This is a genomic window from Bacillus sp. 01N42_2 (assembly GCF_056399565.1).
The window spans coordinates 40,510-63,812 of record NZ_JBFTRO010000006.1; the positions used below are offsets into that span (position 1 = coordinate 40,510).

At 40.3% G+C, this 23,303-nt stretch carries 22 protein-coding genes and 3 pseudogenes; 7 read left to right on the plus strand and 18 right to left on the minus strand.

What is annotated here, in order from left to right; all coding sequences use genetic code 11:
* Positions 1-3 precede the first annotated feature (3 nt).
* A complete protein-coding gene (gene pdxR / locus AC1DN5_RS13975) occupies positions 4-1,386 on the plus strand; it encodes a MocR-like pyridoxine biosynthesis transcription factor PdxR (RefSeq protein ID WP_366970158.1) in 1,383 nt (460 codons plus the stop codon).
* Between the two features lie 30 nt (positions 1,387-1,416).
* Here the strand turns inward: pdxR (AC1DN5_RS13975) and AC1DN5_RS13980 are convergent, their stop codons facing one another.
* Both AC1DN5_RS13980 and AC1DN5_RS13985 read right to left on the minus strand, forming a co-directional pair.
* Positions 1,417-2,706 carry a Na+/H+ antiporter NhaC family protein gene (locus AC1DN5_RS13980; protein WP_366970157.1) on the minus strand — a complete coding sequence of 430 codons (1,290 nt, stop codon included), beginning with the start codon at positions 2,704-2,706 and terminating at the stop codon, positions 1,417-1,419.
* A 213-nt stretch (positions 2,707-2,919) separates the two neighbouring features.
* Positions 2,920-3,324: a MerR family transcriptional regulator gene (locus AC1DN5_RS13985; protein ID WP_045926964.1), complete on the minus strand. Its 405-nt coding sequence runs from the start codon at positions 3,322-3,324 to the stop codon at positions 2,920-2,922.
* 159 nt (positions 3,325-3,483) lie between these two features.
* Between AC1DN5_RS13985 and AC1DN5_RS13990 the strand changes: the two genes are divergently transcribed.
* Positions 3,484-4,533 carry an NAD(P)-dependent alcohol dehydrogenase gene (locus tag AC1DN5_RS13990; protein ID WP_366970155.1) on the plus strand — a complete coding sequence of 350 codons (1,050 nt, stop codon included), beginning with the start codon at positions 3,484-3,486 and terminating at the stop codon, positions 4,531-4,533.
* Between the two features lie 73 nt (positions 4,534-4,606).
* On the opposite strand, the gene AC1DN5_RS13995 is transcribed toward AC1DN5_RS13990, so the two are convergent.
* Positions 4,607-5,569 (minus strand): arsenic resistance protein, encoded by a 963-nt coding sequence (locus AC1DN5_RS13995; RefSeq protein WP_366970154.1) that lies wholly within the window; start codon positions 5,567-5,569, stop codon positions 4,607-4,609.
* Between the two features lie 211 nt (positions 5,570-5,780).
* Positions 5,781-6,167 carry a hypothetical protein gene (locus tag AC1DN5_RS14000; protein WP_047478546.1) on the minus strand — a complete coding sequence of 129 codons (387 nt, stop codon included), beginning with the start codon at positions 6,165-6,167 and terminating at the stop codon, positions 5,781-5,783.
* 191 nt (positions 6,168-6,358) lie between these two features.
* Here AC1DN5_RS14000 and AC1DN5_RS14005 point away from each other — a divergent pair, with 191 nt between their 5' ends.
* Positions 6,359-6,889: a DinB family protein gene (locus AC1DN5_RS14005; protein ID WP_366970153.1), complete on the plus strand. Its 531-nt coding sequence runs from the start codon at positions 6,359-6,361 to the stop codon at positions 6,887-6,889.
* A gap of 117 nt (positions 6,890-7,006) precedes the next feature.
* On the opposite strand, the gene satA is transcribed toward AC1DN5_RS14005, so the two are convergent.
* From satA to AC1DN5_RS14025, 4 genes are all read right to left on the minus strand, one after another.
* Positions 7,007-7,528 carry a streptothricin N-acetyltransferase SatA gene (gene satA, locus AC1DN5_RS14010; protein ID WP_366970152.1) on the minus strand — a complete coding sequence of 174 codons (522 nt, stop codon included), beginning with the start codon at positions 7,526-7,528 and terminating at the stop codon, positions 7,007-7,009.
* Between the two features lie 346 nt (positions 7,529-7,874).
* The gene (locus tag AC1DN5_RS14015) at positions 7,875-8,435 is read right to left on the minus strand and encodes a cupin domain-containing protein (RefSeq protein WP_366970151.1); all 561 of its coding nucleotides are present in this window, start codon (positions 8,433-8,435) and stop codon (positions 7,875-7,877) included.
* A gap of 422 nt (positions 8,436-8,857) precedes the next feature.
* Positions 8,858-9,895, minus strand: a complete 1,038-nt coding sequence (locus tag AC1DN5_RS14020) for a flavin-containing monooxygenase (RefSeq protein WP_366970150.1) — start codon at positions 9,893-9,895, stop codon at positions 8,858-8,860.
* 63 nt (positions 9,896-9,958) lie between these two features.
* Positions 9,959-10,900, minus strand: a complete 942-nt coding sequence (locus AC1DN5_RS14025) for a cation diffusion facilitator family transporter (protein WP_366970149.1) — start codon at positions 10,898-10,900, stop codon at positions 9,959-9,961.
* Positions 10,901-11,107: 207 nt separating this feature from the next.
* Here AC1DN5_RS14025 and AC1DN5_RS14030 point away from each other — a divergent pair, with 207 nt between their 5' ends.
* Positions 11,108-11,530, plus strand: coding sequence for a VOC family protein (locus AC1DN5_RS14030; RefSeq protein ID WP_366970148.1), 423 nt, complete (start codon positions 11,108-11,110; stop codon positions 11,528-11,530).
* A gap of 77 nt (positions 11,531-11,607) precedes the next feature.
* Here the strand turns inward: AC1DN5_RS14030 and AC1DN5_RS14035 are convergent, their stop codons facing one another.
* The 5 genes and pseudogenes from AC1DN5_RS14035 to AC1DN5_RS14055 all read right to left on the minus strand — a co-directional run bounded on the left by AC1DN5_RS14035 (position 11,608) and on the right by AC1DN5_RS14055 (position 15,079).
* Positions 11,608-12,954, minus strand: a complete 1,347-nt coding sequence (locus tag AC1DN5_RS14035; protein WP_366970173.1) for an FAD-binding oxidoreductase — start codon at positions 12,952-12,954, stop codon at positions 11,608-11,610.
* A gap of 344 nt (positions 12,955-13,298) precedes the next feature.
* On the minus strand, positions 13,299-13,619 hold the full coding sequence (locus tag AC1DN5_RS14040; protein ID WP_099744880.1) for a hypothetical protein: 321 nt from the start codon (positions 13,617-13,619) through the stop codon (positions 13,299-13,301).
* Positions 13,620-13,886: 267 nt separating this feature from the next.
* Positions 13,887-14,072: a hypothetical protein gene (locus AC1DN5_RS14045; RefSeq protein WP_016937132.1), complete on the minus strand. Its 186-nt coding sequence runs from the start codon at positions 14,070-14,072 to the stop codon at positions 13,887-13,889.
* A 138-nt stretch (positions 14,073-14,210) separates the two neighbouring features.
* Positions 14,211-14,576 (minus strand): cupin domain-containing protein, encoded by a 366-nt coding sequence (locus AC1DN5_RS14050; RefSeq protein WP_049627954.1) that lies wholly within the window; start codon positions 14,574-14,576, stop codon positions 14,211-14,213.
* A gap of 66 nt (positions 14,577-14,642) precedes the next feature.
* Positions 14,643-15,079, minus strand: a pseudogene (locus AC1DN5_RS14055) (DinB family protein).
* Positions 15,080-15,257: 178 nt separating this feature from the next.
* Here AC1DN5_RS14055 and cotR point away from each other — a divergent pair.
* Positions 15,258-16,220 carry a sporulation hydrolase CotR gene (gene cotR / locus AC1DN5_RS14060; RefSeq protein ID WP_016937134.1) on the plus strand — a complete coding sequence of 321 codons (963 nt, stop codon included), beginning with the start codon at positions 15,258-15,260 and terminating at the stop codon, positions 16,218-16,220.
* Positions 16,221-16,285: 65 nt separating this feature from the next.
* On the opposite strand, the gene AC1DN5_RS14065 is transcribed toward cotR, so the two are convergent.
* Both AC1DN5_RS14065 and AC1DN5_RS14070 read right to left on the minus strand, forming a co-directional pair.
* The gene (locus AC1DN5_RS14065; RefSeq protein WP_366970146.1) at positions 16,286-17,548 is read right to left on the minus strand and encodes an MFS transporter; all 1,263 of its coding nucleotides are present in this window, start codon (positions 17,546-17,548) and stop codon (positions 16,286-16,288) included.
* Positions 17,549-17,569: 21 nt separating this feature from the next.
* Complete coding sequence (locus AC1DN5_RS14070) at positions 17,570-18,475, minus strand: bifunctional helix-turn-helix transcriptional regulator/GNAT family N-acetyltransferase (RefSeq protein ID WP_099744883.1); 906 nt, start codon at positions 18,473-18,475, stop codon at positions 17,570-17,572.
* A 306-nt stretch (positions 18,476-18,781) separates the two neighbouring features.
* Here AC1DN5_RS14070 and AC1DN5_RS14075 point away from each other — a divergent pair, with 306 nt between their 5' ends.
* Entirely contained in the window at positions 18,782-19,099 is a 318-nt protein-coding gene (locus tag AC1DN5_RS14075) for a PadR family transcriptional regulator (protein ID WP_015416893.1), read from the plus strand.
* Positions 19,086-19,655: a DUF2812 domain-containing protein gene (locus tag AC1DN5_RS14080; RefSeq protein WP_016937138.1), complete on the plus strand. Its 570-nt coding sequence runs from the start codon at positions 19,086-19,088 to the stop codon at positions 19,653-19,655. The genes AC1DN5_RS14075 and AC1DN5_RS14080 overlap by 14 nt, the downstream gene beginning before the upstream one ends.
* Before the next feature lie 328 nt (positions 19,656-19,983).
* On the opposite strand, the pseudogene pdxR (AC1DN5_RS14085) reads toward AC1DN5_RS14080, so the two are convergent.
* From pdxR (AC1DN5_RS14085) to AC1DN5_RS14095, 3 genes and pseudogenes are all read right to left on the minus strand, one after another.
* Positions 19,984-20,946 (minus strand): annotated as a pseudogene (pdxR, locus tag AC1DN5_RS14085) (MocR-like pyridoxine biosynthesis transcription factor PdxR); the annotation flags it as partial.
* 240 nt (positions 20,947-21,186) lie between these two features.
* Positions 21,187-22,590, minus strand: coding sequence for an MFS transporter (locus tag AC1DN5_RS14090; RefSeq protein WP_016937141.1), 1,404 nt, complete (start codon positions 22,588-22,590; stop codon positions 21,187-21,189).
* Between the two features lie 167 nt (positions 22,591-22,757).
* Positions 22,758-22,990: pseudogene (locus AC1DN5_RS14095) on the minus strand (BCCT family transporter).
* Between the last annotated feature and the right edge of the window lie 313 nt (positions 22,991-23,303).

The window sequence follows — 23,303 nt, forward strand, 5'->3', positions numbered from 1 at the left end:
CTGATGAAAAATATGATTTTTGCTTTCAAAAGCGACACCCCGAAATACAAACAAATTTACGAGCAATTTAAGACATTGATTGAGCAGGGAACGATTCAGCCAAATGAGCGGCTGCCATCCATTCGGGAGCTGGCAGATTCCCTGCGTGTAAGCCGTAACACGACACTGATGGCCTATGATCTGCTTTTCGCGGAAGGATACATTCGCGGCGAAACGCGCAAAGGATATTTTGCAAATGAAATAGAGCCCTCTTTATTTCAGCAAGAAAACGATGTTGTTCACGCAGAGAAAACCGAATCAACTCAGTCGGCCCTGATTGATTTTCGCGCCGGAGCCGTCGATCAAAAGCATTTTCCTCTGAAAACATGGAGAAAATTATTCAATCAAGTTTTGGCAGCAGAGAAAAGCTTTCTGTACGGTGAACCGTTCGGCGAGAGAGGCTTGCGTGAACAAATTGCCGCTTATCTTTTGGAATCACGCGGGGTGAAAACAGATGCGGATTCGGTTATCATCGGCAGCAGCACACAGCAGATGCTGATTTATCTCAGCCGGATTCTGAAAGAAGATTTTTCCGGAGTTATAGTAGAAAACCCGGGCTTCGACGGTGCCAGAGAGGCTTTTCAATTTCACGGGCTTTCTCTTGAAACGATACCCGTCTATGAAAACGGAGCTGATTTTTCTCAATTGCATGCAATGAAAGAAAAATTAATCTACGTGACTCCTTCCCACCACAGCCCTTACGGCGTAAGCATGTCCATTCAGCAGCGCCAAACTCTGATCAATTGGGTGAATAAAAGAGAGGGATATATTCTTGAAGATGATTATGACAGTGAATTTCGTTATACGCAGCAGCCGTTTCCCGCCCTTGCTTCCATTCAGTCAGACCGGGTGATTTATTTAGGGAATTTCTCAAAATCCTTTCTTCCGGGCATCCGCATAAGCTATATGGTTTTGCCGCAGCGCATTTTGCATCGGTATAAAAAACGTTTCATTCATTTCGAAAGCACCGCTTCTTCGCTTAACCAGCTGACCATGGCTGAATTGATGAAGACCGGAGAATGGACTCGCCATATTAAGCGCATGCGCACTGTCTACAAGCGTAAGATGCAGCACTTGACTTCACATATCAAGCAGCAGTTCGGCGATCATGTGACGGTCATCGGCGAGCAGTCCGGATTGTATATATTGGTGAGAGTTCACTTGAACTTTACAGAAGAAACGTTAATTGAGCGCGCTCTTCAGTACGGAGTGAAAGTATACCCTACCTCCGTTTATTTCGTTGCCGGAAAGCCTGAACCGCCGATCATAAAGTTAGGTTTCGCCCACCTCGATACTGAACAGATCGCACAGGGCGTGCAGCTTTTGAAACATGCTTGGCTGAGATGAAAGAAAAAAGGCGCCGAACGGCGCCTTTTTTTATTTCGTATTCCTTGTGAATTTCGGCAGGCCAAACATAATGGCGATGATGCCGCAAATTCCGATTAAAACGGGGTAGAAAGAGTATGGCAGGATGCTGACGGGGGAAATATTCCCGAATTTCCCGGCCGATAACAGCTGCGCGCCGTAAGGAATCAAACCTTGCACCATGCACGAAAAGATATCCAGAATACTTGCCGATTTTCTGTTGTCGATCTTAAATTCATCAGCGATATTCTTTGCAATCGGACCGGCTGCGATAATCGAGATCGTATTATTGGCAGCAGCCAGATTCGTCACGCTGACCAGTCCGGCAATGCCGGCTTCGGCGCCTTTTTTCGAACGGATTCGTTTCGTGATGAACTCCAGTAAAAAGTCGATTCCGCCATTTTGTTTCATCACGCCGACCATTCCGCCGATCAGCATGGACAGGATGATCAGATCGCTCATTCCGGCAACTCCATCCGTAATCGCCTTAAAATAAGAATCAAACGTCAGGCTGCCGCTCGCTAACCCTATGATTCCCGTCAAAACCAATCCGCCGAATATGACAGCCATCACATTAATACCGATTAACGCAAAAACTAACACGGCGACATAAGGAAGCACCTTAATCCAGCTGTAAGATACAGCACCCGTATGGAGGGCGTGGCCTGCCGGAATAAAAAATAAGATAATAACAGTCACAATGGCAGCGGGCAAAACAATCAGAAAGTTCGTTTTGAATTTATCCCTCATTTGTGTTTTTTGCGTCCGGACTGCCGCAATGGTCGTATCTGAAATAAAAGAAAGATTATCTCCGAACATAGCTCCGCCGACCACAGCCGCAATCGGTATCGCGCTGGAGATGCCAAGCTCGCCGCTCAAACCGGCGCTGATCGGCGCAACCGCCGCAATCGTACCCATTGATGTTCCCATCGATATAGAAATGAAACAAGCAATGATAAACAGCCCAGGCAGCAAAAACTGCTGCGGAATAATGCTCAAAGCAAGATTGACAGTTGAATGCACCGCTCCCATCGCTTCAGCCGCTGAAGCAAAGGCACCTGCCAATATAAAAATCATAACCATAATGATAATATCAGGATGTCCCGCGCCGGAAGCAAACCATTCTATTTTTTGATTGAGCGATTTCTTCCGGTTAAATAGCAGCGCAAAAGCTGATGCAATAATCGCGGCAATCAGAATCGGCAATTTATAAAAATCTCCGGTCACCAGACCAGAGCCGACAAAAAGCCCTACGAATAAGACTAAAGGCAATAACGCCCAAGGGTTCTTTTTATTGTTCATCTGGGTAAACCACCTCTTTTCAGCATTAAAGTCGCTAATCACAGTCTAAGCAACATTTCACACTTTAAAAGTCTGCAGTAAAAAAGTCAAGCTGAAAAAAAGATTGGTAAGATAGGAAAAACTGTTTTGTCTCCTCTCTTTAGAAAATAAAAAAACCAAGGTTCGTTTCCCTTGGTACATTTCATGCGGCCCGGCGCCCGGGACATCTACTCTTCATTCAGAAATATATTCAGCTTTCAATCTGTTTTTAAGTTTCGCTTCATTTTCGAGGATGTCTTCGTAATCCTCAATCTTCCTGTTTAATCGTTTTATAGTTTCATCAATTTCCCTCTGTTTCTCCGTCAGCCTTTTCCTTTCATTTATAAGGATGTTTTTTCGGGGTTCAATCGTATGATCGGCTCCTTCAATAAATAAAGCGGTATATTCAATCAGCGCCTCAATCGACAGCCCGGCACTTCTCATGCATTTTATAAATTGAATCCAATTCACATCATCTTCGTCATAATCGCGGATGCCGCTTTCATCGCGTTTTACCGGAGGAATCAGTCCTATACTTTCATAATACCTAAGCGTCGCGGCTGATAACTCAACCTGCTTTGCAGCCTGCGCAATCTTCATCTTCTTACCACCCATCCTTCATCCCTTTCATAAGCGTGCCATTATAGAATATCATTTCATAAAAAAATAAACCAAACCCCTTGACTTAAAGTCCGCTTTAACCTTTAAAGTAAAACCGAACAGAGGATTCATCACTTTATCTTGGAAAGGAAGATAACCATGTGCAATAATCATCCGACTCGTGTATTAAGCGCTCCGCATGCAAAAGCTAAATTTGAGCGGACGACGATTGAGAGAAGAGCATTACGGCCGCACGATATCCTGATTGATATTAAGTACAGCGGGATTTGTCACTCAGACATCCACAGCGCATTCGATGAATGGGGCGGCGGAATCTTTCCGATGGTTCCCGGGCATGAAATTGCCGGAGTTGTGGAAGCCGTGGGAGAAGAAGTCACCAAATTTGCCGTCGGCGACCGTGTGGGTGTCGGCTGTTTTGTAGACTCCTGCGGGGAATGTGAATACTGCCTTAACGGAGACGAACAATATTGCACAAAAGGTGTTGTTCAGACCTACAATAACCTGGACTACGACGGAAATCCTACGTACGGCGGCTACAGCCAGAAAATAGTTGTCACTGACAGATTCGTTGTCCGGATTCCGGATCAGCTGGATTTGGATGCTGCCAGCCCGCTATTGTGCGCGGGCATTACCACGTATTCTCCGCTGAAACACTGGAATGCCGGTCCCGGCAAAAAAGTGGCGATTGTCGGAATGGGAGGGCTCGGACACTTAGCCGTTCAATTCGCGCACGCTTTAGGCGCAGAGGTCACCGTCCTCAGCCGCTCAATGAACAAAAAAGACGAAGCTCTTGAATTTGGAGCCGATCATTACTTCGCGACAAGCGATCCGGATACATTCACTGAGCTGGCCGGACATTTTGATATCATTTTAAATACGGTATCCGCGAACCTTGATGTAGATGCCTACTTATCCCTGCTACGCATTGACGGTACATTAGTAAATGTAGGAGCGCCTGCTGATCCGGACTCATACAGTGTGTTCTCTTTAATCACGGGCCGCCGCAGCATCGCGGGTTCACTCGTCGGCGGTATTCCGCAGACTCAGGAAATGCTTGATTTCGCCGCCGAGCACGGCATTGCTCCTAAAATTGAAGTGATTCCGGCCAGTCAAGTCGACGAAGCATACGAACGGGTTCTTCGAAGCGATGTCCGCTACCGTTTCGTCATTGATATTTCAACTTTATAATCATCAAAAAAAAACATACCAATATCTCTTGGTATGTTTTTTTCAGTTCAGACGGAATCCGCCGGGTATTTTTTTATTTCAGCAGCCATTTGGGCACCGCTTTTATATAAATCAATTCGCCTATCAGTTCAACAATCGTCTGTGTGACGATAACAGCTGCGGCTAATGAGGCCCAAGCATCCGGCAAAGCCAGTGCTAACGGAAGGACTGCGAGAGAATTTCTTGTGCCCGTGCTGAAGATCAATGCTCTTCCTTCGCCTGTATCCAGACGGAACACATATGCGATAAACCGGGAAACAAATGGCATAATGAGCAGGAATAACAGATAAATCGGAATTACACGTATAATGACCTCAAAATCACTGTATACCTTGCCGATTTGTGTGGCAACGACCGCCAGCAATACGAGAGCCATAAAAGGAACAGGCAGCCAGGACGTCCACTCTAACACCTTTTCTCCAGCCGGCTTCTTATCAGCCCATAATTGTGTCATCACTGCCGCCAGCAGCGGCCCCGCTATTAAACATAAGAATGCTTCCAGAAACGGCCCGGCATGAACAGCCCCTATGACTTCTTTCCCGATAAACAGCCACAAGTATAACGGAAGCAATACCATCTGAACGACGAACAAAACCGGCGTGGAAGCCAGTATTAATTTCTCATTACCTTTCCCGAGCTGAGTAAAGACGATGACGTAATCAATGCAAGGTGTAAGCAATACTAAACAAACTCCTAATAATATAGGAGGAGATTGAGGAAAAATGGCGGTCAAACCCCATACAACAACAGGCACAGCTAAAAAATTACCGATCAGTAAAGCCGCCATAAACTTGAGATTTGAAATGGCTTCCCTCAGCTTCAAGAATGGGATCTGAGCAAACATGGCATACATGAGAACAGCGATTAGCGGTGATATCGTCCAGTCCCAGCTGAGTCCTGAATCCTTCCCGGCGATCCCCGCTATTCCTCCGATCACAAGAAACACACCATATATCCAAATTTGCTGATTTTCTAATGTCTCTCTGGTTATTTTCATTGACCGGCACCCCTTCCCGACCATTATACCTTCTTTTCTGATCAGCCGGACCGCTGAATTACCAGTTCCTATTAGTTGGATCGTTTTATTACTGGGTGTTGCTTTGTCATTTTACAGCGCTGTATGGCTGGCAGCATAACTAAAAATTCCCGAAGAAAAAACAAGCATGTAACAATATGCTTGTTTTTTTACTTATGCATGATCAGACCTTCTAGCCGTGTTTTGTTTTAACATCCTTATTTCTTCCAATGAATAAGGTCACGGCAACACTCGCTAAACTGACCAAAGTCCCCAGAACGGCAGCAAGAATTGTCAAAAAGCCATTAGGGATAAGAAATCCAATTGGAATGAGCCCCGCAAACGTGAGAACGATAAAACATTGATAGACTCCGGATATAATTCTCACAATCAAGCTGCCAAAAAAGGACATCACTAATGGGGGAATGAATAAACATAAAATGATTCCGAGTGAGATCAATAAAATCATAGGCTCGTCAAAAGAAATGACATGATCGCCGGGAGACTCCTCAGCAGCCGCGAATACAGCAAATACAGACATTATCAGCGTAAGAAAAACAAGAAAAAACCTTTTCAGCAACGTTTTAACTCCTTTTTATAAAAACGGGTATCCTTTTTTAATTACGATAACCATTTTATGTTATTAAATGTAATAATACGAAGTCGATTGATGAATGAATCATAATAAAACGTGTCATTCTCTGGATGACTTGACAAATAACAGTAATAAGGCAAACTTAATATAAAAATTGTACTAATGAGGTGGGGTTAATGATTTTAGATTTAAAAGGTGAAACACACATGGATCATGTTGTGGGGATGCTCTATTCTGCCGTTAATGAAAATTACAGCCGCTTAAAAACCATAGTATCTGACATGTCACAGGAGGAGATTGATTTTAAAGGACCAAATCAAAAATACAACAGTACAGCTCAGCTAATAAAACATTTAGCATATGTTGATCTCTGTTGGATATTTAGAATTAAGGGTGAGCCTGTACCAAAGGAACTGGAAGAAAAGTATGGACCAATGTTAGATCAAAACAATGAGATTCCTTTCATTTCCGGTGTGTCATTAAAACAAATTCTCTCTGATTATGATGAGATATTCAGCATGTTTAAGTCTGTTTGTTATCAGTTAACTGACGATCAACTGAATCGTACAATAGATTATGAAGCTGGAAAACAAGCAACCATTCAGTGGGGGATATGGCATATAGCAGATCATAATAGGTACCATCAAGCTCATATCAATCAACTTCACAAATGGTTTGAAGAAGAAAAACAGAAACTTGGCAGTTAAGTGAGATTGAGCAAGGGCCTGCTCCAACTGCAGCTAAAATTTATTTCAAATTCCCTTTAGATGATAAATTTAGAATCAATGCCAAACAATTAACCTCTCATCACCCTTAAGCGGCAGTTAAAATTGATAATACCAAAAAATCGCGATCTCATTTGCCGTTGAAAAGTTGGAATAAAGCATAGTATCAACTGCGCCTATTACAAAGCCGTGTTTAGCATAAAAATGACAAGCTGATACATTAATATCTTGTGTTTCAAGCATGAGACCGCAAAAATCATTCTCCTTTGCCCATTCAATCCCTTTATTTAACAATTCCGTTCCAATACCATTGTTTCGATAGTCCTTTGCAATCGCAATGTCCTCTATCAGCGCATATCCATTCCAATTAGAACGTATCTTAATCCGGCCGATGCAGTTATTTTCATCATAATAAAAAAAGACTGCTTTCCCCTCTTCTTCAACATAACTGACGTCAATTTCGTCATCTTCATATTTCTTAACATAAGGCTTAGAAAATCGTTCCTCAGTATATGTCCAAACATTGTTTTCAAGTGCGGGTATAATTCTCCCGAAAACAACCAGAGGTTCATTTGGTTTATTGAAGTCTTTCATATGAAACGAAGTCATTTTAATGATCATCTCAATCTCCTTCTCAACGAGATTACATTTCACCATTTCCATTATATGTTACTTCACAAATAAATCAATAACGTTTGCCAAATGAATGAAGAAGCAAAAAAAGAGGATCTCTTTCTTTGCTGAAAAGCCTAATCAAGAAGGCCGTATTGGGCTCGTGCCGGGGTATACCGGAGAATTTGGGGGCCGTTAAAACCGATACATTGCCCGCAGCGATCAAAGGCCGATTTAAGGAAAAATCCAACAAAAAATAAGCCGATTCATATTAAATCGGCCTTATTTACCGTACTCTTGGGCAGCCAGAAAGGCGTAATCCCAGTTTGTCAAACCTCTGCAGCATACTTTACTGCTAACCTTCCGCAGCCTCTGCATCTGCCTTAGTCGCATGAACCGTGCCAAATGGATGGTTGGGAGGCGCATAAATTGAATATAGTTTTAACGGCGTATTACCCGTATTAATCACATTGTGCCAAGTGCCGGCAGGTACAACAATGGCAAAGTCATCATAGACATTTCTTTGGAAAGTTAAATTTTCCTTGCTCCTGCCCATTTTAACGATTCCCCGGCCTTGCTCAATCCGTAAGAATTGATCTACGTGGGGGTGGATTTCCAAACCGATATCTTCTCCAATGCCGATACTCATCAAGGTAATTTGAAAATGTTTTCCTGTCCATAAGGCAGTACGGAACGTGTGATTTTGTTTTGCGGCTTTATTGATATTCACAACAAATGGTTTTGGTCCGTAATCTTTTAGGAGAAGATTTCTATCTTCGTATGAAGATCGCAAATCATCATTTCGGTCTGCATACCCCATGTCGTTTGGATAAGTCCAATAAACAGATCTTCCATCGCTATACATCGGTACATTCACATAATAATAACATTGATGCGAAAAAGGTATATAATACATTTTTCATCCCCGCAATTTCAAATTTTTATGATATTATCCTATGCTTTTTGTAATGAGAGTGTGCCACAGCAGAAACGGCCACAAAACCTGTTTGCATAAAAAATACCAAAGGTCTGCAACTCTTGGTAACACTGTTGCAGCCGGGAAACTTGAACCTGCCCGGGGTATGCACTCACCAGTCCGACAACCAAGAGATATTGTGTTTTCTGTTCCACAAGCCGATTAAAACAGCGTTTTTGGCGGGTTTCCTTACGTGCCGCGCAGTTAGCTCGGGAAGTACGTCAGAATGTTGCACAATCAGTGAGTCAGGGATCTTCTTACTTAATACGTCAAAAGATTTTTTCGGCTTTACACAGTCACATAACTGGACTTATTCAATACAAAAAAGAGCAGTAAACCCGTAAGTTACTGCTCTCCTCAGTCTATCCACCGTTCATTTGTTTTACAATGTATTCAGCATCATTTCCTACACCTTGAAGCAGCGCTGAACCTCGCCTATGCTGCCAAGGCAAACCAATAAAGTACAATCCTTTCACAGCTGAAACACCCCGGTGATGTATAATTCGGCCTTCCTTATCCAAAACACCTTCTATTTTCATCCACCAAAGCGGATTCTTAAAACCAGTTGCCCAAATAACATTGTTAACTTCTAATGAAGATGAATCTTTAAAAATAATTTCATTTTGCTTTCCGGCTATGACTCTTTGTTTTAAAATGATCTTCTTCTGTCTTATTGCATGTTTTAATTCATACCCAAATATGGGGTCGCCTTTCTTTTGAATGAACTTGCCTAATATTGATGTATGACTTGCATGTAAAACTCCTAATTTATCAAACCACCAAAAGATGCTTCTTTTTCCAATCCATAAAGGGAAATAAACCGGTTTATTACTGCAAGCCAAATATGTAACTCTTTCTTTGAATAATTCAACAGCTATCTGAGCCCCGCTATTCCCGCCGCCGACTACCAGTACATTCCCAGGCGCCAGTTGTTTTGAATGTTTATATTGTGAAGAATGTAATTGATGAATATGACCGGCTACATCCTTTGATATTGATGGAATGTTAGGGGTATGAAAAGGACCTGCGGCCATCACAAGATTCTTCGTTTGATAATCTTCCCGGTTTGTTTTTATTAAGAAATAGTTGTTTAATTTTTGGACACTTATTACTTCTGTCCGTAATTGGATCGGGATTTCAAATCTTTCAACATATTTTTTCAGATAAGCAGCAATTTCATTTTTTGAAGGGAGTCCATGCTTGTCTCCCTCAAGATGCATTCCAGGCAAAGAGCTGTACATTCGAGAAGTAAATAAAACCAATGAGTCATACCGGTTTTTCCAGCTTTCTCCCACTTCATGACTTTTATCTAAAATGATAAACTTTTGTTTCGACTTCTTTAGATAATATCCTGCTGAGATTCCTGCCTGACCGGCTCCGATTACTATCGTGTCGTACATCTGAATCCCCCTCCGGTTTTATCTTAATTGTCAGAGAGACAAAGTGAGTCCCTATCTCCTCCTTTAATGATGATGGTGGCCGTCCGTCTGCTCACTTTTTGCCTGACAAAGGATTGCATTGTCGTGATTATGCGCTGCTGTTTCCATTTGAATCGTTACATGCGTAATGCCTTTATCTCCAAGCTCATGTTCAATTTTGCGTAAAATACTTTCGCTTTCTGAAATGGTCAGCTGATCGTCAACAACAGCGTGGCAGGAAAGAGCATTCAATCCGCTTGTGATAGACCATATATGTAAATCATGAATATGCTGAATGCCCTCTGTCTCTTCAATCGTATGGATGATGTCAGTCACGTCAATATTTTCCGGGGTTCCTTCCATTAATACGTGAATGGAATCTTTCGTCACATGATAACCGCTTCTTAAAACAAGAACAGCTACAATGACACTGGCCAATGGGTCTGCCCAGCCCCACCCGAAGAAGATGATAAGCAATGCAGCCAGAATGGCACCTACAGAGCCGAGCATATCACTTATTACATGTAAATAAGCTCCCCTTATGTTCAGGTTATTCTTTGTATCTCCGCCGCTCAGCATAATCCAAGCGACCAATATATTCACAGCTAACCCGATGATACTAATGATAAGCATGCCGGTTGTTGCCACTTCTGGCGGATGAGAGAAACGTTTGATTGCTTCATAAATGATATAAAGGGAAATCAATATTAAGGCAACACCGTTTATCACAGCTGCGAGAATCTCAAATCGTTTATAACCGAATGTCTTATTATGACTTGCCTTTTTTTCGGCTAATTTAAAAGCAATGAGAGCAACCATTAATGAAATTGAATCACTCAGCATATGACCGGCATCTGACAAAAGCGCTAAACTATTGGTTACAAATCCGCCTATAGCTTCTATTATCATATAACCTGTAATCACGATAAAAGAGATCAATAAAACCTTCTTATTGGACCCGCCGGCGTGATTGTGATTGTGACCCATAAAAAATCTCCTCCTGCATTTATTATTCCTTTTCTGTTATGAAGCATTCTAACATGGACACAAAAATAATCATATATGATTATGTGCTCATATAAGAATATATAGATTCTTTACTGAAATGTCAAAATCTTTTTCTATATGATGCTGCAGCGCAATAATGAAACTTGATATCATTTTCTTATCAACAGCTTGGGAGGTTATATTTTTATGAAACCGCGGGTTACAGTCATCACTTTAGGCGTAGATCATCTGGAACGATCACTTCGCTTCTATCGGGACGGCCTCGGACTGCCTGCTGAGGGAATAGTCGGAAAAGAGTTTGAACATGGCGCCGTTGCCTTTTTTGACTTACAAACAGGACTGAAACTGGCCATTTGGAATCGTAAAGACATCGCACATGAGACAAACGTTGCTTTAACTGCACCAAGCCCGGCAGAATTTACATTAGGACATAATGTTACGAGTAAAGCTGAAGTCGATAAAGTCATGGAACAGGCAAAACAGGCAGGAGCGACGATAACTGATCCCGCTCATGATACTTTTTGGGGCGGGTACTCCGGTCACTTCCAAGACCCCGATGGGCACCTATGGGAAATCGTTTGGAATCCGCACTGGGATGCAAGTGAATAACCAAATTTTATAGCAACAATAAAAACACACCTGAATGTTCTGGTGTGTTTTTTATTTTGTTTCCCAAAACGATCAAACTATTTATACGATGGCGGGATGCTTTGCGGAAAATGAAATACATTTTCTGGATCGTATTTCGCCTTTACTCTTTGAAGCCTTGCAAAGTTTGAGCCATAATATGCTTTTCCGAAATTTTCAATATTCTGATCCGGAACATTGACGTATGAACCTGTTACATATGGTTTCAACAGCTGACGCACTCTTTCAACTGATGCAAGGTTCGAGGCTTCTTGTGATTTATTTTTCCAACTGGCCGTCCATTCCGTATAAAACAATGGACGGCGCCAAAAGAAGGCTGTTTCGCTGCTGGGAACTCTGCTTATCGCACCGCCCCAATTGATAAAAAAGAAATTTGTTTCTGTCCCGGTGGCTTTTTCTAAAAATTGTCTCATCACTGAAATAGGTTTTTCCGGCCAAAGATTTAGCGCCCACGCCGAGGAGAATTTAACACTCTGATCAGATCTTCCCGGGATCGGTTCATCAGGGTCCAGGAAATCTATGCAATCCGGATAGTATAATGTTTTGATAATTGTCCGTGTCGGGGTTCCGGCATTTAATAAAGGTTTTAATAATTGAATCAGCTCAGGTTTTGAACCGAGGAACAATCCTTCCACATGACACAAGCCATTTACTTTGCTGTAAATCTCAAGGTAGCACCCCAATCGTTCGTCTGTAAACGGCGCCCACTTTTGCCAAGCTTTAAAGACCGTCTCCAACTGCTCCCATGGCCAAATAATATTAAAGACGGTTGCAGTTTTAGGAGCACGGTGAACTTTGAACGTGTATTGGGTATTATATCCGAAGTTGCCTCCCCCGCCGCCTCTGGAAGCCCATAGTAAATCTTCATTGTGAGATTGATTTGCTTGAATGATCCTGCCTTTTGCATCTACCATTTTCAGTGCGAGAAGGTTATCACTTATCAGGCCGATTGATCGTGAAAGCACTCCAAACCCGCCGCCCATCGTAATTCCTCCGATTCCCACTGTCGGGCTGTCTCCAAACGGAGCCATAAAACCGTCGCGGGCCAATCCTTTCACAAGCGGGCCGACGTGAATGCCGGTTTGAACGGTTGCAATCGCGTTTTTTTCGTCTAATAAAACTTTATTCATATCACTCACATCAATAACTATTCCATCACTTACGACTGAAAGGTTTCTATCCAGAGCATGGCGGCCGCTTCTGACACGCAAAGGCACATTATTCTCACGCGCCCATTTAATCGCATTACTTACATCGTATGAATTTTGTGCAAAAACAAAGACAAGCGGACAGACATCAACATAAGGGTTCCAATTCTTAACCGCCTGTGCATAGCCGGGGTCCCCTTTGAAGATGACGCGCCCTGTTAACTGTGTTGATCCCATCTGTTTCACTCCCCATAAACATTTGATTCCGATTCCAGTATATGCAGGATCTGGACAAATTCTTAGACGGATGATCTGCTGACTTAAAAATAAATAGAAATACGCGAAGATGATATAAAAACACAAAAAAGACAAGAGCGGCAAGTTGCCGAAACTCTTGTCTCTCCTATCTTTTTAATATGATTGGCGTGATATACTGACCCGGCTATGAAAGCTCATAGGAAAGTTTTTGTTTGCCCTGCTATGCGCCCTTTTCGCCGCACCAGCTGAGTAATCTTCCTGTTTGATCTTCCAACAAGAATCTTTTTCTTTATCGTTTTTGCAGCCTTGGGACGGAATTTCTCCTATTTTTTCTTCTTGTGTTTCCGTTTGCAATCATGTTTTTTCTCTTTCTTATGATGTTTTTTACATTTCGCTTTTGCTGCTGCTTTTGCTGCTTTTGCCGCTTTTACCTTTGCTTCTGCTGCTGCTCTTGCTGCTTCTGCTGTTCTGGCTCTTGCTTCTTCCGCTCTTGCTATTGCCTCTTCCGCTCTTGCTCTCGCTTCTGCTTCTCTTGCTGCTTCTGCTCTCGCTTCGTCTTCCGCCATATCAAAATCATGGCCAAGGTCACAGGCTTCGTCGTATGGTTTTTTCTGAACGTGATTTTCACCTGGGTTATAATACATGAACTACCACTCCTTCTTATATTTTTTAATCTCTTCATACTATGTAGATAAAAGACTCCAGCTTGGACTATTCATTTGGTTAACCAGCACATTTCAGCCGCTATTTTCATTTATCCATACAACAGACTCTGGATGCCTGCAATAAACTTGAAAAATAATAAGCTGCGAAAACCACAAAAAAAAACCAAGGGGCTGAACCCTTGGTTTTTTGTGAGACTGAGAGATGCTGCACGTTGCAGCCTCCTTCTGTACCAACTTTTTTGACTTTTAATTTGCTTGCTGTGTTTGTTTTACCGGTTCTTTGCTAAAAAGTCCAACAATGTTCCACAAGACAACTACTGAAGCTATTATTAAACGAGTAGTATTAACTTCTTGGTTAGTCAATAATTTATAACCATATATTGATCCCAATGCAACTATACAAAAAATATTGAACCATTTACTCCAACGCAATTAGAAAACTCCTTATCAAATGATAAAATTTCCAAACAATATATTATAATATTAACAAAATTTTTCAATATTCAACCTTAAATCTTTCTTAATTGGTTTTCCTGACCATTTTCTCTAATCGTCAGTTATTATTACAGGCTAGATCCAGACATCATTTTCAGCTGTTTGATCAGTTATTTCTTCCCCGGTATTCACAACACCTTTAGGCTCTACAAGCAAAATTTTACACTCTGATTCTGCATAAGGTTTATGTTCAGCATTTTTCGGAATGACAAACATTTCACCTTCATTTAATTTTACTTCTCCATCACGAAATTCAATGATTAAATTCCCCTCAATAACAATAAAGACCTCATCTGTTTCCTCATGCTTATGCCAAACAAAGTCCCCTTGTACTTTAACAAGTTTAAATTGATAATCATTCATTTCAGCAATTACTTTTGGAGACCATTGATCTTGGAATGCAGCTAATTTCTCTTGAAAATTAATCGGTTTATAATTCATTCTTTCTCCTTCCCGTGTAAAACTAAAGACATCATATGTCCGCCTTTGTTCTTCTCCTGATTTTAACTAGTCCCAAATGAAAGGCCGCTCCACTTCAGCAGTTCTGAGATAGTCTAAAAGCTGACCGGTATGTACTGACTCATGATAAGCAATCCTTAATAACATGTCCCCCAGTTCACGGACGTACCCAACATCAGACCTATCAATCTTTATATTTGTTAAATCGGTTTCATTTAAAGATTTGATGAATGTCAAAAACTCGGTCCGAAACGGTTTTGCAAATTCTAATTCTTCGGGTGCTGTGGTAAACGTTTTTGATTCATAAGGATTAGCAGATTCCTCTGAAGTCTCATTCATATGTTTTAGTAAAATTTGATGATAAAGACATTCTGCTTCTAAAACATGTCTTATCATTTCCTTACACGACATGGCTTCGGAATCCGGGCGCCAGTCCATCTTTCCTTAGATATACCTGTCCATAACTTAATGCTTCGCCGTCTCACTTATTTTTAAATCATTCTCCTTCTTCCCGGAAAAACCTCTTCAAATAAAGAAGATATTTTTTCCCAACCCGCTGGATTGATAAATTTTTAAGATAAAGAGATATCCATTCATCCATACAATAGATTCTGGTTGAACATATACTAAATGATAGTTTTCATTAGAAAGGAGACATCAGCTTTGGCAAAATATCGGATCATGACCTTTGATGGGGGAGGTACGTTAGGTGCTTTAAGTTTACAGCTATTGAACAGACTGGTTAAACAAAATCCGACTTTAATAAGCCGAACCCACGTGTTTTCAGGAAATTCAATCGGTTCATTCACTGCCCTTGCATTAGCCAGCGGAAGATCGCCGCATGAGACATTCCGCTATTTCAAGGAAAAAATCCTGCCCGCATTCAGCGTTTCCCGGCCGGGCGGACCCGTTTTCAATCAACAATTACCATATTCCGGTTTTATTAAAGCAGTACGGAATTTTTTCCCGGCAGATCTTCGTCTCAAAGATTTAAGAAAGCGAATTGTTGTCCCTTCATTCAAATTATACTCTCCAAAACTGGATCGTTGGACTCCTGTATTATTTCACAACTTTCCCGGCTCTCCCTATTTAAATGAGAAAGTGAGTGATGTCATACTGCGGAGCAGCGGTGCCCCTGCGACGCAACGCGCCTATCAAAACTACGTGGACGGATATGTAGTAGCAACGAATCCCAGCACAGCCAGTATCGCGTTTGCAGTTGGTAAAGCCAACGTGCCATTGGATCAAATTGCGGTATTGTCCATCGGAACAGGTGAAGCCCCGACCCGTTTAAGAAGAGATACGAGGGGATGGGGAATGGTAAGTGCAGATAACATACGTCCCGAAAATCTGAAGAACCTTCCTCCAAATTGGGGAGTCCTTTTGGACAGGTCGCCTAATGAACCTTTACTGCCATTTCTTCAGATAATTGCTGGCGGAAATGGTTACTATGAATCCATGGTCAGTGCGAATCTTCTGGGAGATCGTTTTTTCCGATTAGATCCGCGGATTCCGAACTTCTCCAAAACGGACCCTGCCGTCGTTCCCGCTGTCATTGAAATTGCGAACAAAACCAACTTACAGCCTGCGATTGAATTCATAGAGAAAAACTGGAACAACAAATAAGAACAGACAAAATACCAAGGGTGGAAAAACCCTTGGTATTTTTAGATGCGGCCCGAAAGAACTGATTAATATGAAACTGAATCGGTCTCCGGCTTTTGCTCTTTTTCTATTTTCACCGTTTCAGGCAGTAAGAAAGTAAATATTGCCGCCCCAAACAAAATAATAATTGAGAAATAAAAAGAAAGATCATAGTTACCCAATTCACTATAAAGAAAACCCGGTACATAAGCTCCCAGTGCTGATCCTATCTGATGGCTCAGGAATAACCAGCCTAAAATAAATCCAACTGAATATTGCTTAAAATATTGCGTGGCTAACATTTGGGCAGGAGCTACAGTTGCAAAATCAACCAGCCCAAACAGAATTGCAAAAATAAGTAATATAACCGGATGATGACTGTATAACAGGATGCAAATTGATAATGCGCGGATGACATATAAAAGAATAAGCATCTTTTTACTGCTCCAGCGGTCTGCCGCAATCCCTGAAATGATTATCCCCAAAATATTAAATCCCGCCAACACACTAACTGCAGCACTGGTTACACTTGTTGAAAACCCATGGTCATGAGAAAAAGGAATAAGGTGAGTATCCATCAGGCCTGTAGTTGTAAAACCGCATATCGCAAAGGGTAATATTAAAAACCAGAATTGTTTCTTGCAAAATACTTCCCAAACAGAAATGCGGGTCGTATACTGCCCACTTGCAGCTTCTTCTTTCATAAAGCCGCCCATAGGAGATAACCCCATCTCGCCGGGATGATTCCGTAAAAATAACAGGATGACAGGAAACACAATAACCATTAAAAGCAAACCCAAAATCACTACAGTTAACTTCCAGTCAAACCATTGAATCAAAATGAGAGAGCCGGGAACAAGAAGCATCTGACCAGCGCCAAACCCCGCCTCCATAATGCCAAAAGCAAGCCCGCGTTTTTCATTAAACCAATTTGTAACCACAACTGTTGCGGCTACATTAGATGCCCCTCCAACACCGATGGAGATAACAACTCCGTAAAGGATAAATAATTGCCATGGATGATTCACAAAAGAAGTTAAAATAAAGCTAAGCCCGACCAAGAAAGTGCTGACTGACAAAATCATTTTGGGGCCTAGTTTATCAACCAGCCTCCCTATTATGGGCTGAGATATGCCATATATGATAAAACTCAGAGTAGAAATAAGTGAGATTGTTCCTCTGTTCATAGAAAAATATTTTTCCCACGGTTCAACAAAAGCTCCAAATGAAAGACGTGCGCCTTGAACCGCTAATAAGGTTAAAAAACTGACAAAAACAATGATCCATGCGTAGTGATATTTTATTCGCATCCTATCCCCCCTCACTTTTATTTATAATTCCAAATCCCAGCGCTCTTCTATTAAATTTGATCCCCATAAAGGTTTCTCTTCATGAACTTCTGTCATTTCAAATCCGGTTTTTTTATACAATGGCCGGGCTGTTGACATGTCTTTTACCGTCCAAAGAAATATGCGCTCGTATCCATTTTCTTTACAATATTGCACAAGTGCCTTCATCAGACGGCTGCCGACACCTTTTCTTTGAAAAGACGGATCGACTAAAAACCATCTTAACTGTCCTGTTTTTTCATCGTCATTCACTAAGCCGATACAACCTGCAAAGGTATTCCCGCTTTCCGCCACCCATATTTTTTCAATATCAGCTTTAAACGTATCGCGAAGATAAGATAAGAATGTGTTATCCCACCCATGGGATTTGGCATAAAATAATCGCTGTTTTTCAATTATGTTTTTGACATCCTCTGAAGTATAATAGTCTCTTATTGAAATCGGAGATTCTTTATCATAAAAAGAATGCTGCAAAATGTTTTGAATGGTTTCCATTGAACCTAAAAGTTTTTCTTGTTCCTCTTTGTCTATGCATTCAAGGATATATTCAACTTGATGATTGGCTTTTTTCTCCAGACTTTTATAAATACTTTTCCCTGACTCGGTGACATAAAGGAAATGATTACGTCCGTCTTCTATACATTTTTGCTTATATATAAAGCCTTCCTCTTCGAATTTTCTGATAATTCTGCTTACATATCCTCTGTCCAGATCTAACCTTTCTTGAATGATTTTTGCTGTACAATCGGGCGTATTATAAATTTCGTATAAAATCCTGGTTTCTGTTAAAGAGAATGGACTGTCATAAATATGTTCATTCAGAAAACCCAAAATATCTGTATAAAATCTATTAAATTGTCTGAATGCCAAAACACGTTTTGTTTCCAAATTGATGTACCTCCTCCAAATGATTGACTTAAGCAACTTTTTTCCATCGTAATCGAGACAGTTGCTTAAGTCAACTATATTTTTCAATCCTTCTGCCTTTTTTGTAATGAGCACCTTTTATTTCTAAAAAACACATTGAAAATAAACGGCACTGTTTCATCGGAGAACCGTTACGCACCGCCATAAATTCTTTTTTACTTCAAGTTCCTTTTACAAATTTTGAAAAACTCATTGACTATTCAGTTGAACTGTATTACATTATTATAAAGTTGAACTATATAGTCGAACTGAATAGAGGGTGAGGATATGAAACATAAATTATTACCGCTGTCTGAAACCATGCATTACATTTTATTAGCTCTGCGTGAGCCGCTTCATGGCTATGCCGCCATGCAGAAGATAGAAAAGATGAGTAACGGTACTGTTATTTTAGCGGCCGGCACATTATACGGCGCGATTGAAAACTTGAATAAGCATGGCTGGATTGAGCCTGTCGGAGAGTCGGGCCGGAGAAAAGTCTATATGATAACTGCGGAAGGAAGCGCCATTTTGAAAATGGAACAAAACAGGTTATTGCATATTTTATCCCTGTACGAAGGAAGTGAATCGAATGAAGAAATTTAAGATGTTTTTTGATATTGAAAAAGAGGAGCAATGGCTGAACGAGCAATTACAAAACGGCTATCGTTGTACAAATATTAGCGGATTAGGAATATACACCTTCGAAAAAACCGATAAGAGATATGTAATGCGAGTGGATTATCAAGATTATTTATCAAACAAAAAGTTCAAAGATTACAAAGGAATTTATGAAGACTTCGGCTGGAGTTATATAAACGGCCCGTGGGGGCTTGGAACTCGATATTGGCAAAAAGAAGATGATGGTCAAAATGAAATCTTCTCGGATCGCCAATCAAAGAGTAATTATTATAAAAGATTAATGAGTTATTCATCAAGTTTTGGTTTCCTGTGTTTGTTTATTTCTTATATGTTTTACAAGGATTCAGGTTTATATTTAGCTGAAGGCCTGTGGAGTATGGAAGGCTCAATGTTTTGGAAAGCATTTTTATTTGAAACTCCATTTGCCATTTTGAGGTCGCTTCCCGCCCTTATGGCTGTTATCTTCGGCATCAGTTTCTATAAAGCGTATCGAAAGTATTCAATGTTAAAAGAAGAATAATGCGGGGAAGTTACATTCAAAAAAGTAATGAAGGATCATGTCCTGCCACAGTCGGGCGCAACAAAAAATACCAAGGGCGTAAAACCCTTGGTATCATTGGGATGCTGCCGAGACGGCTTAAACCTTCACAGAGATAGTGACGTTTTTAAAACAGATGAAGCAAAACATTCTTGAAACCAGCTCTTCTACTCGTTTCATCCCGAAATGATCCTCCCCTGTTTAACGGGGATTTTTTCATTCGAGGCTTTTGGAAATATATCATAGAATGTTGCATGTTAGACTGGATACAATTTAAATTTTCAGAAAAATACCCATTCAAGTACAGCGCCTATAATGTTAATGCTTTTGCAGACAAAGCAGCTTTCAATCTTCGTATCCCTTCTTCTATTTCTTTCTCAGCTAAATTTCCGTAGCCTAAAATAATTTTGTTTTTATGAACCCCTTTCTCGATCGTATGGAGTTCAACCGGGTAAATTTTAATTTTATGCTGATCTAACTTTTTCAGCACCTGTTCAGAAAAAATGACATTTTCAAAACTGGCTATTAAATGGAGACCTGTCGAATCTCCAAATATCTTGACCTCATCTCCAAATTCACGGTTCAGGCTTTGTTTTAAAGCCTCACGACGTTTCTTATACACTTTTTTCATTTTACTAATATGGTGTTCTAGATAACCATCCTCAATAAAGTTTGCAAGTGTAAGCTGCTCCAAGGAAGAGGTATGAAGATCTGTAAACCATTTTAGATTCTTACACTTCTCAACGAGAGACGGCGGAAGAACTAAATATCCAAGACGCAGTGCCGGTGATAAGATCTTACTGAATGTACCGATATAAATAACTCTTGACGGGTCTAACCCCTGAAGGGAACTTATAGGTGATCCCTTATATCGAAATTCACTATCGTAATCATCCTCTACGATATAACAATTTGATTGACGCGCAAACTGTATTAATTGAATACGGCGTTGAATTGTTAATGTACCGCCGATTGGGAATTGATGAGACGGAGTAACAAATACAAAACTTGGTTTTTTATCGTGGGGCAGCAGCTCCGTTCGCATCCCATTATGATCTACTGGTATAGGGTAAAGCGAGCTGCCGGGTGATGAAAAAATAGTTTGAATTTCATGTGTAATAGGATCTTCAATAATGACTTCATCACCCGGTGACAATAACAATTTTGCTATAAGGGAAAGTCCTTGGGTTGCACCTGAAGTGATTACAATTTGGTCAGGATGACAATGAACCCCTCATGTTCTTCTAAGATACCTTGAAAGGACATGCCTTAATAGGATTATTAGTTAGCGTACAAGTTCCCCATATAGAAAATAAAAAGCCAGCTCTCCTTCGGGAGAAGAACTGGCATACCAAAGCTTCTTGCTTCTTATTTTGCTGTATTGCTCGGACCTTTTAATTTCTCTTCGTTCTTGCGTCAATGTTTTATTATTAGGACACAACCAATTAAATAATGACGATCGAGAAGCTGCAGTATTGCTGCTGGGATAATCCCGCTTATATGGATGCTTTTTTCATTCCTTTTCTGTTTGCTCCATTTTCCACCACAGTGAATCTTTTGGATTTTCAACAGCTTCTTGAAACTCAGCTTTAGAAGCAACTGTTGGGTAAGAACCTTTTAAAGATTTACCTGAAGTATCTTTAAATAAGGTTAACACCACTATTAAGCCAATTAGACTAACTGCTAATAAATAAAAACCTGGCGCCAAATTGTTTCTTGTCACATGGGTTAACCAAGAAGCAACTAAGGGTGTTGTTCCGCCAAAAATAGAAACCGATAAGTTGAATGTCCAGGATAATGTACGATATCTAATGTCAGTATGGAACAACGTAGGTAAAGATCCTGGCATAGTACCTTCATATACAGATAATACAATACCTAACAATAAAAGTCCTATAAATAAGAATGTTATATTCCCCATATTAAGAAATTGGAAAGAGATAATCGAAAATACAATTCCTAATACTAATCCAATTGTTATAACTTTTTTATTTCCTAATTTATCTCCCAGTTTACCAAAAGTTAAAGCGAACGGTACCATAATAATCAATACAATTGCTGTAACCGGTGTACTTATATTATCACTTATACCAAGGTTCTCATCTAAATAAGAAGGCATATAACCTAACAATAGGTAATTGGTTATATTGAAAAACGCCACAAATACGATACATAAAAAGATATCTTTTTTATATGTTTTAATTACTTCTAATAAACCTGGTTGTTGTTCTTGGTTTTCAGAGATGTCATTTTCAAAGATTGGTGATTCATCTAAATGACTTCTCAAATACAAACCAAATAATCCAATTGGAATACTTAAGAAGAAAGGAATCCTCCATCCCCAACTATTCATTTGAACATCAGATAAAGCCCAGAAAAGTACTGTAACTAAAACAGAAGCTACTATATAGCCAGATAATGTACCGATTTCTAAACCGCTGCCTAACCTTATACGTTTATTATCTGGAGAAGATTCTGCGATATATACCATTGCACCAGCGTACTCTCCACCCACAGAAAAACCTTGCAGAATACGAGCTAAGAGTAATAATATAGGGGCCCATACACCAATCTGATCATAGGTAGGAAGTACACCAATTATTAAAGTAGATAAAGCCATCATTAAAATAGTAATTGTTAATACCATTTTCCGGCCAAATTTATCACCCATTTTACCAAAAATAATTCCGCCTACCGGTCTAAGTAAAAAGGCAATTGCAAATGTAGCAAAAGTAAATATTAACTTTAATTCATCGTTTTGAACCGGACTGAAAAAGTTTTTACTAATAATAACTGCCAAATAAGAATATAAAGCAAAATCAAACCATTCCATCGCGTTTCCTATCCCTGTAGCAAACACGCTTTTCTTCGCTTTTTGAATGTCTACAACGTTAATTTTTTTCTTGTTGAACTTCATTTAATAATATCAACTCCTTAATGATCAAATCCACATGATACAAGCGGATAAACGGTCCAAGCGTGCAGTCCCAGAATGTATAGCGTAATGCTTCTCTAAAAGTCTGGGGGTTTCTGTTTCACCTGATGGAGAGCTAATGGCATAGTAGCGATTGGTTCAACTGGACCTTAAAAGACTGGACCAATATCCATCTCAGCGTCAAATAACATTGTAAACCAGGAAAGAAGGATGAAATTCAGCTTTTCCGACGGTTTTCTTAACTTATTTTTGCCGATTGGACTAAAAATAATACAAACACAACAAAAAGAGAAACAACCAACAGATAATGCCAGCCAAAGTGGTTAGTGATACATCCTTGGGCTGTGGTTGGTATTTTCTGCAGACTATTTGGAGAAATGATTCCCCTTCATACAGCTCTATTGTGAATATTATCACAATCGAAAAAAAACTTTTATTCCTTCAAAGTATCCTAAACCTTTATTTTAGTTCTTCCATTACGTCTTCCAATATGTTTATTATGTGTTGCAGAAAGATTGAGGTCATTCCTAAGAATTATTTACTGATCCTATCTTTATTACCCCGCAATCAGGTGAAACAAAACATTATAAACGTAGCATACCTTTTTAAAACCTGACAAGCCCAACAGGGTGATAGAAACCCGGCTAAAGCCAAGCTAATCAATGGATAGAAGAAATTTTTTTTGTTTTTCCCAA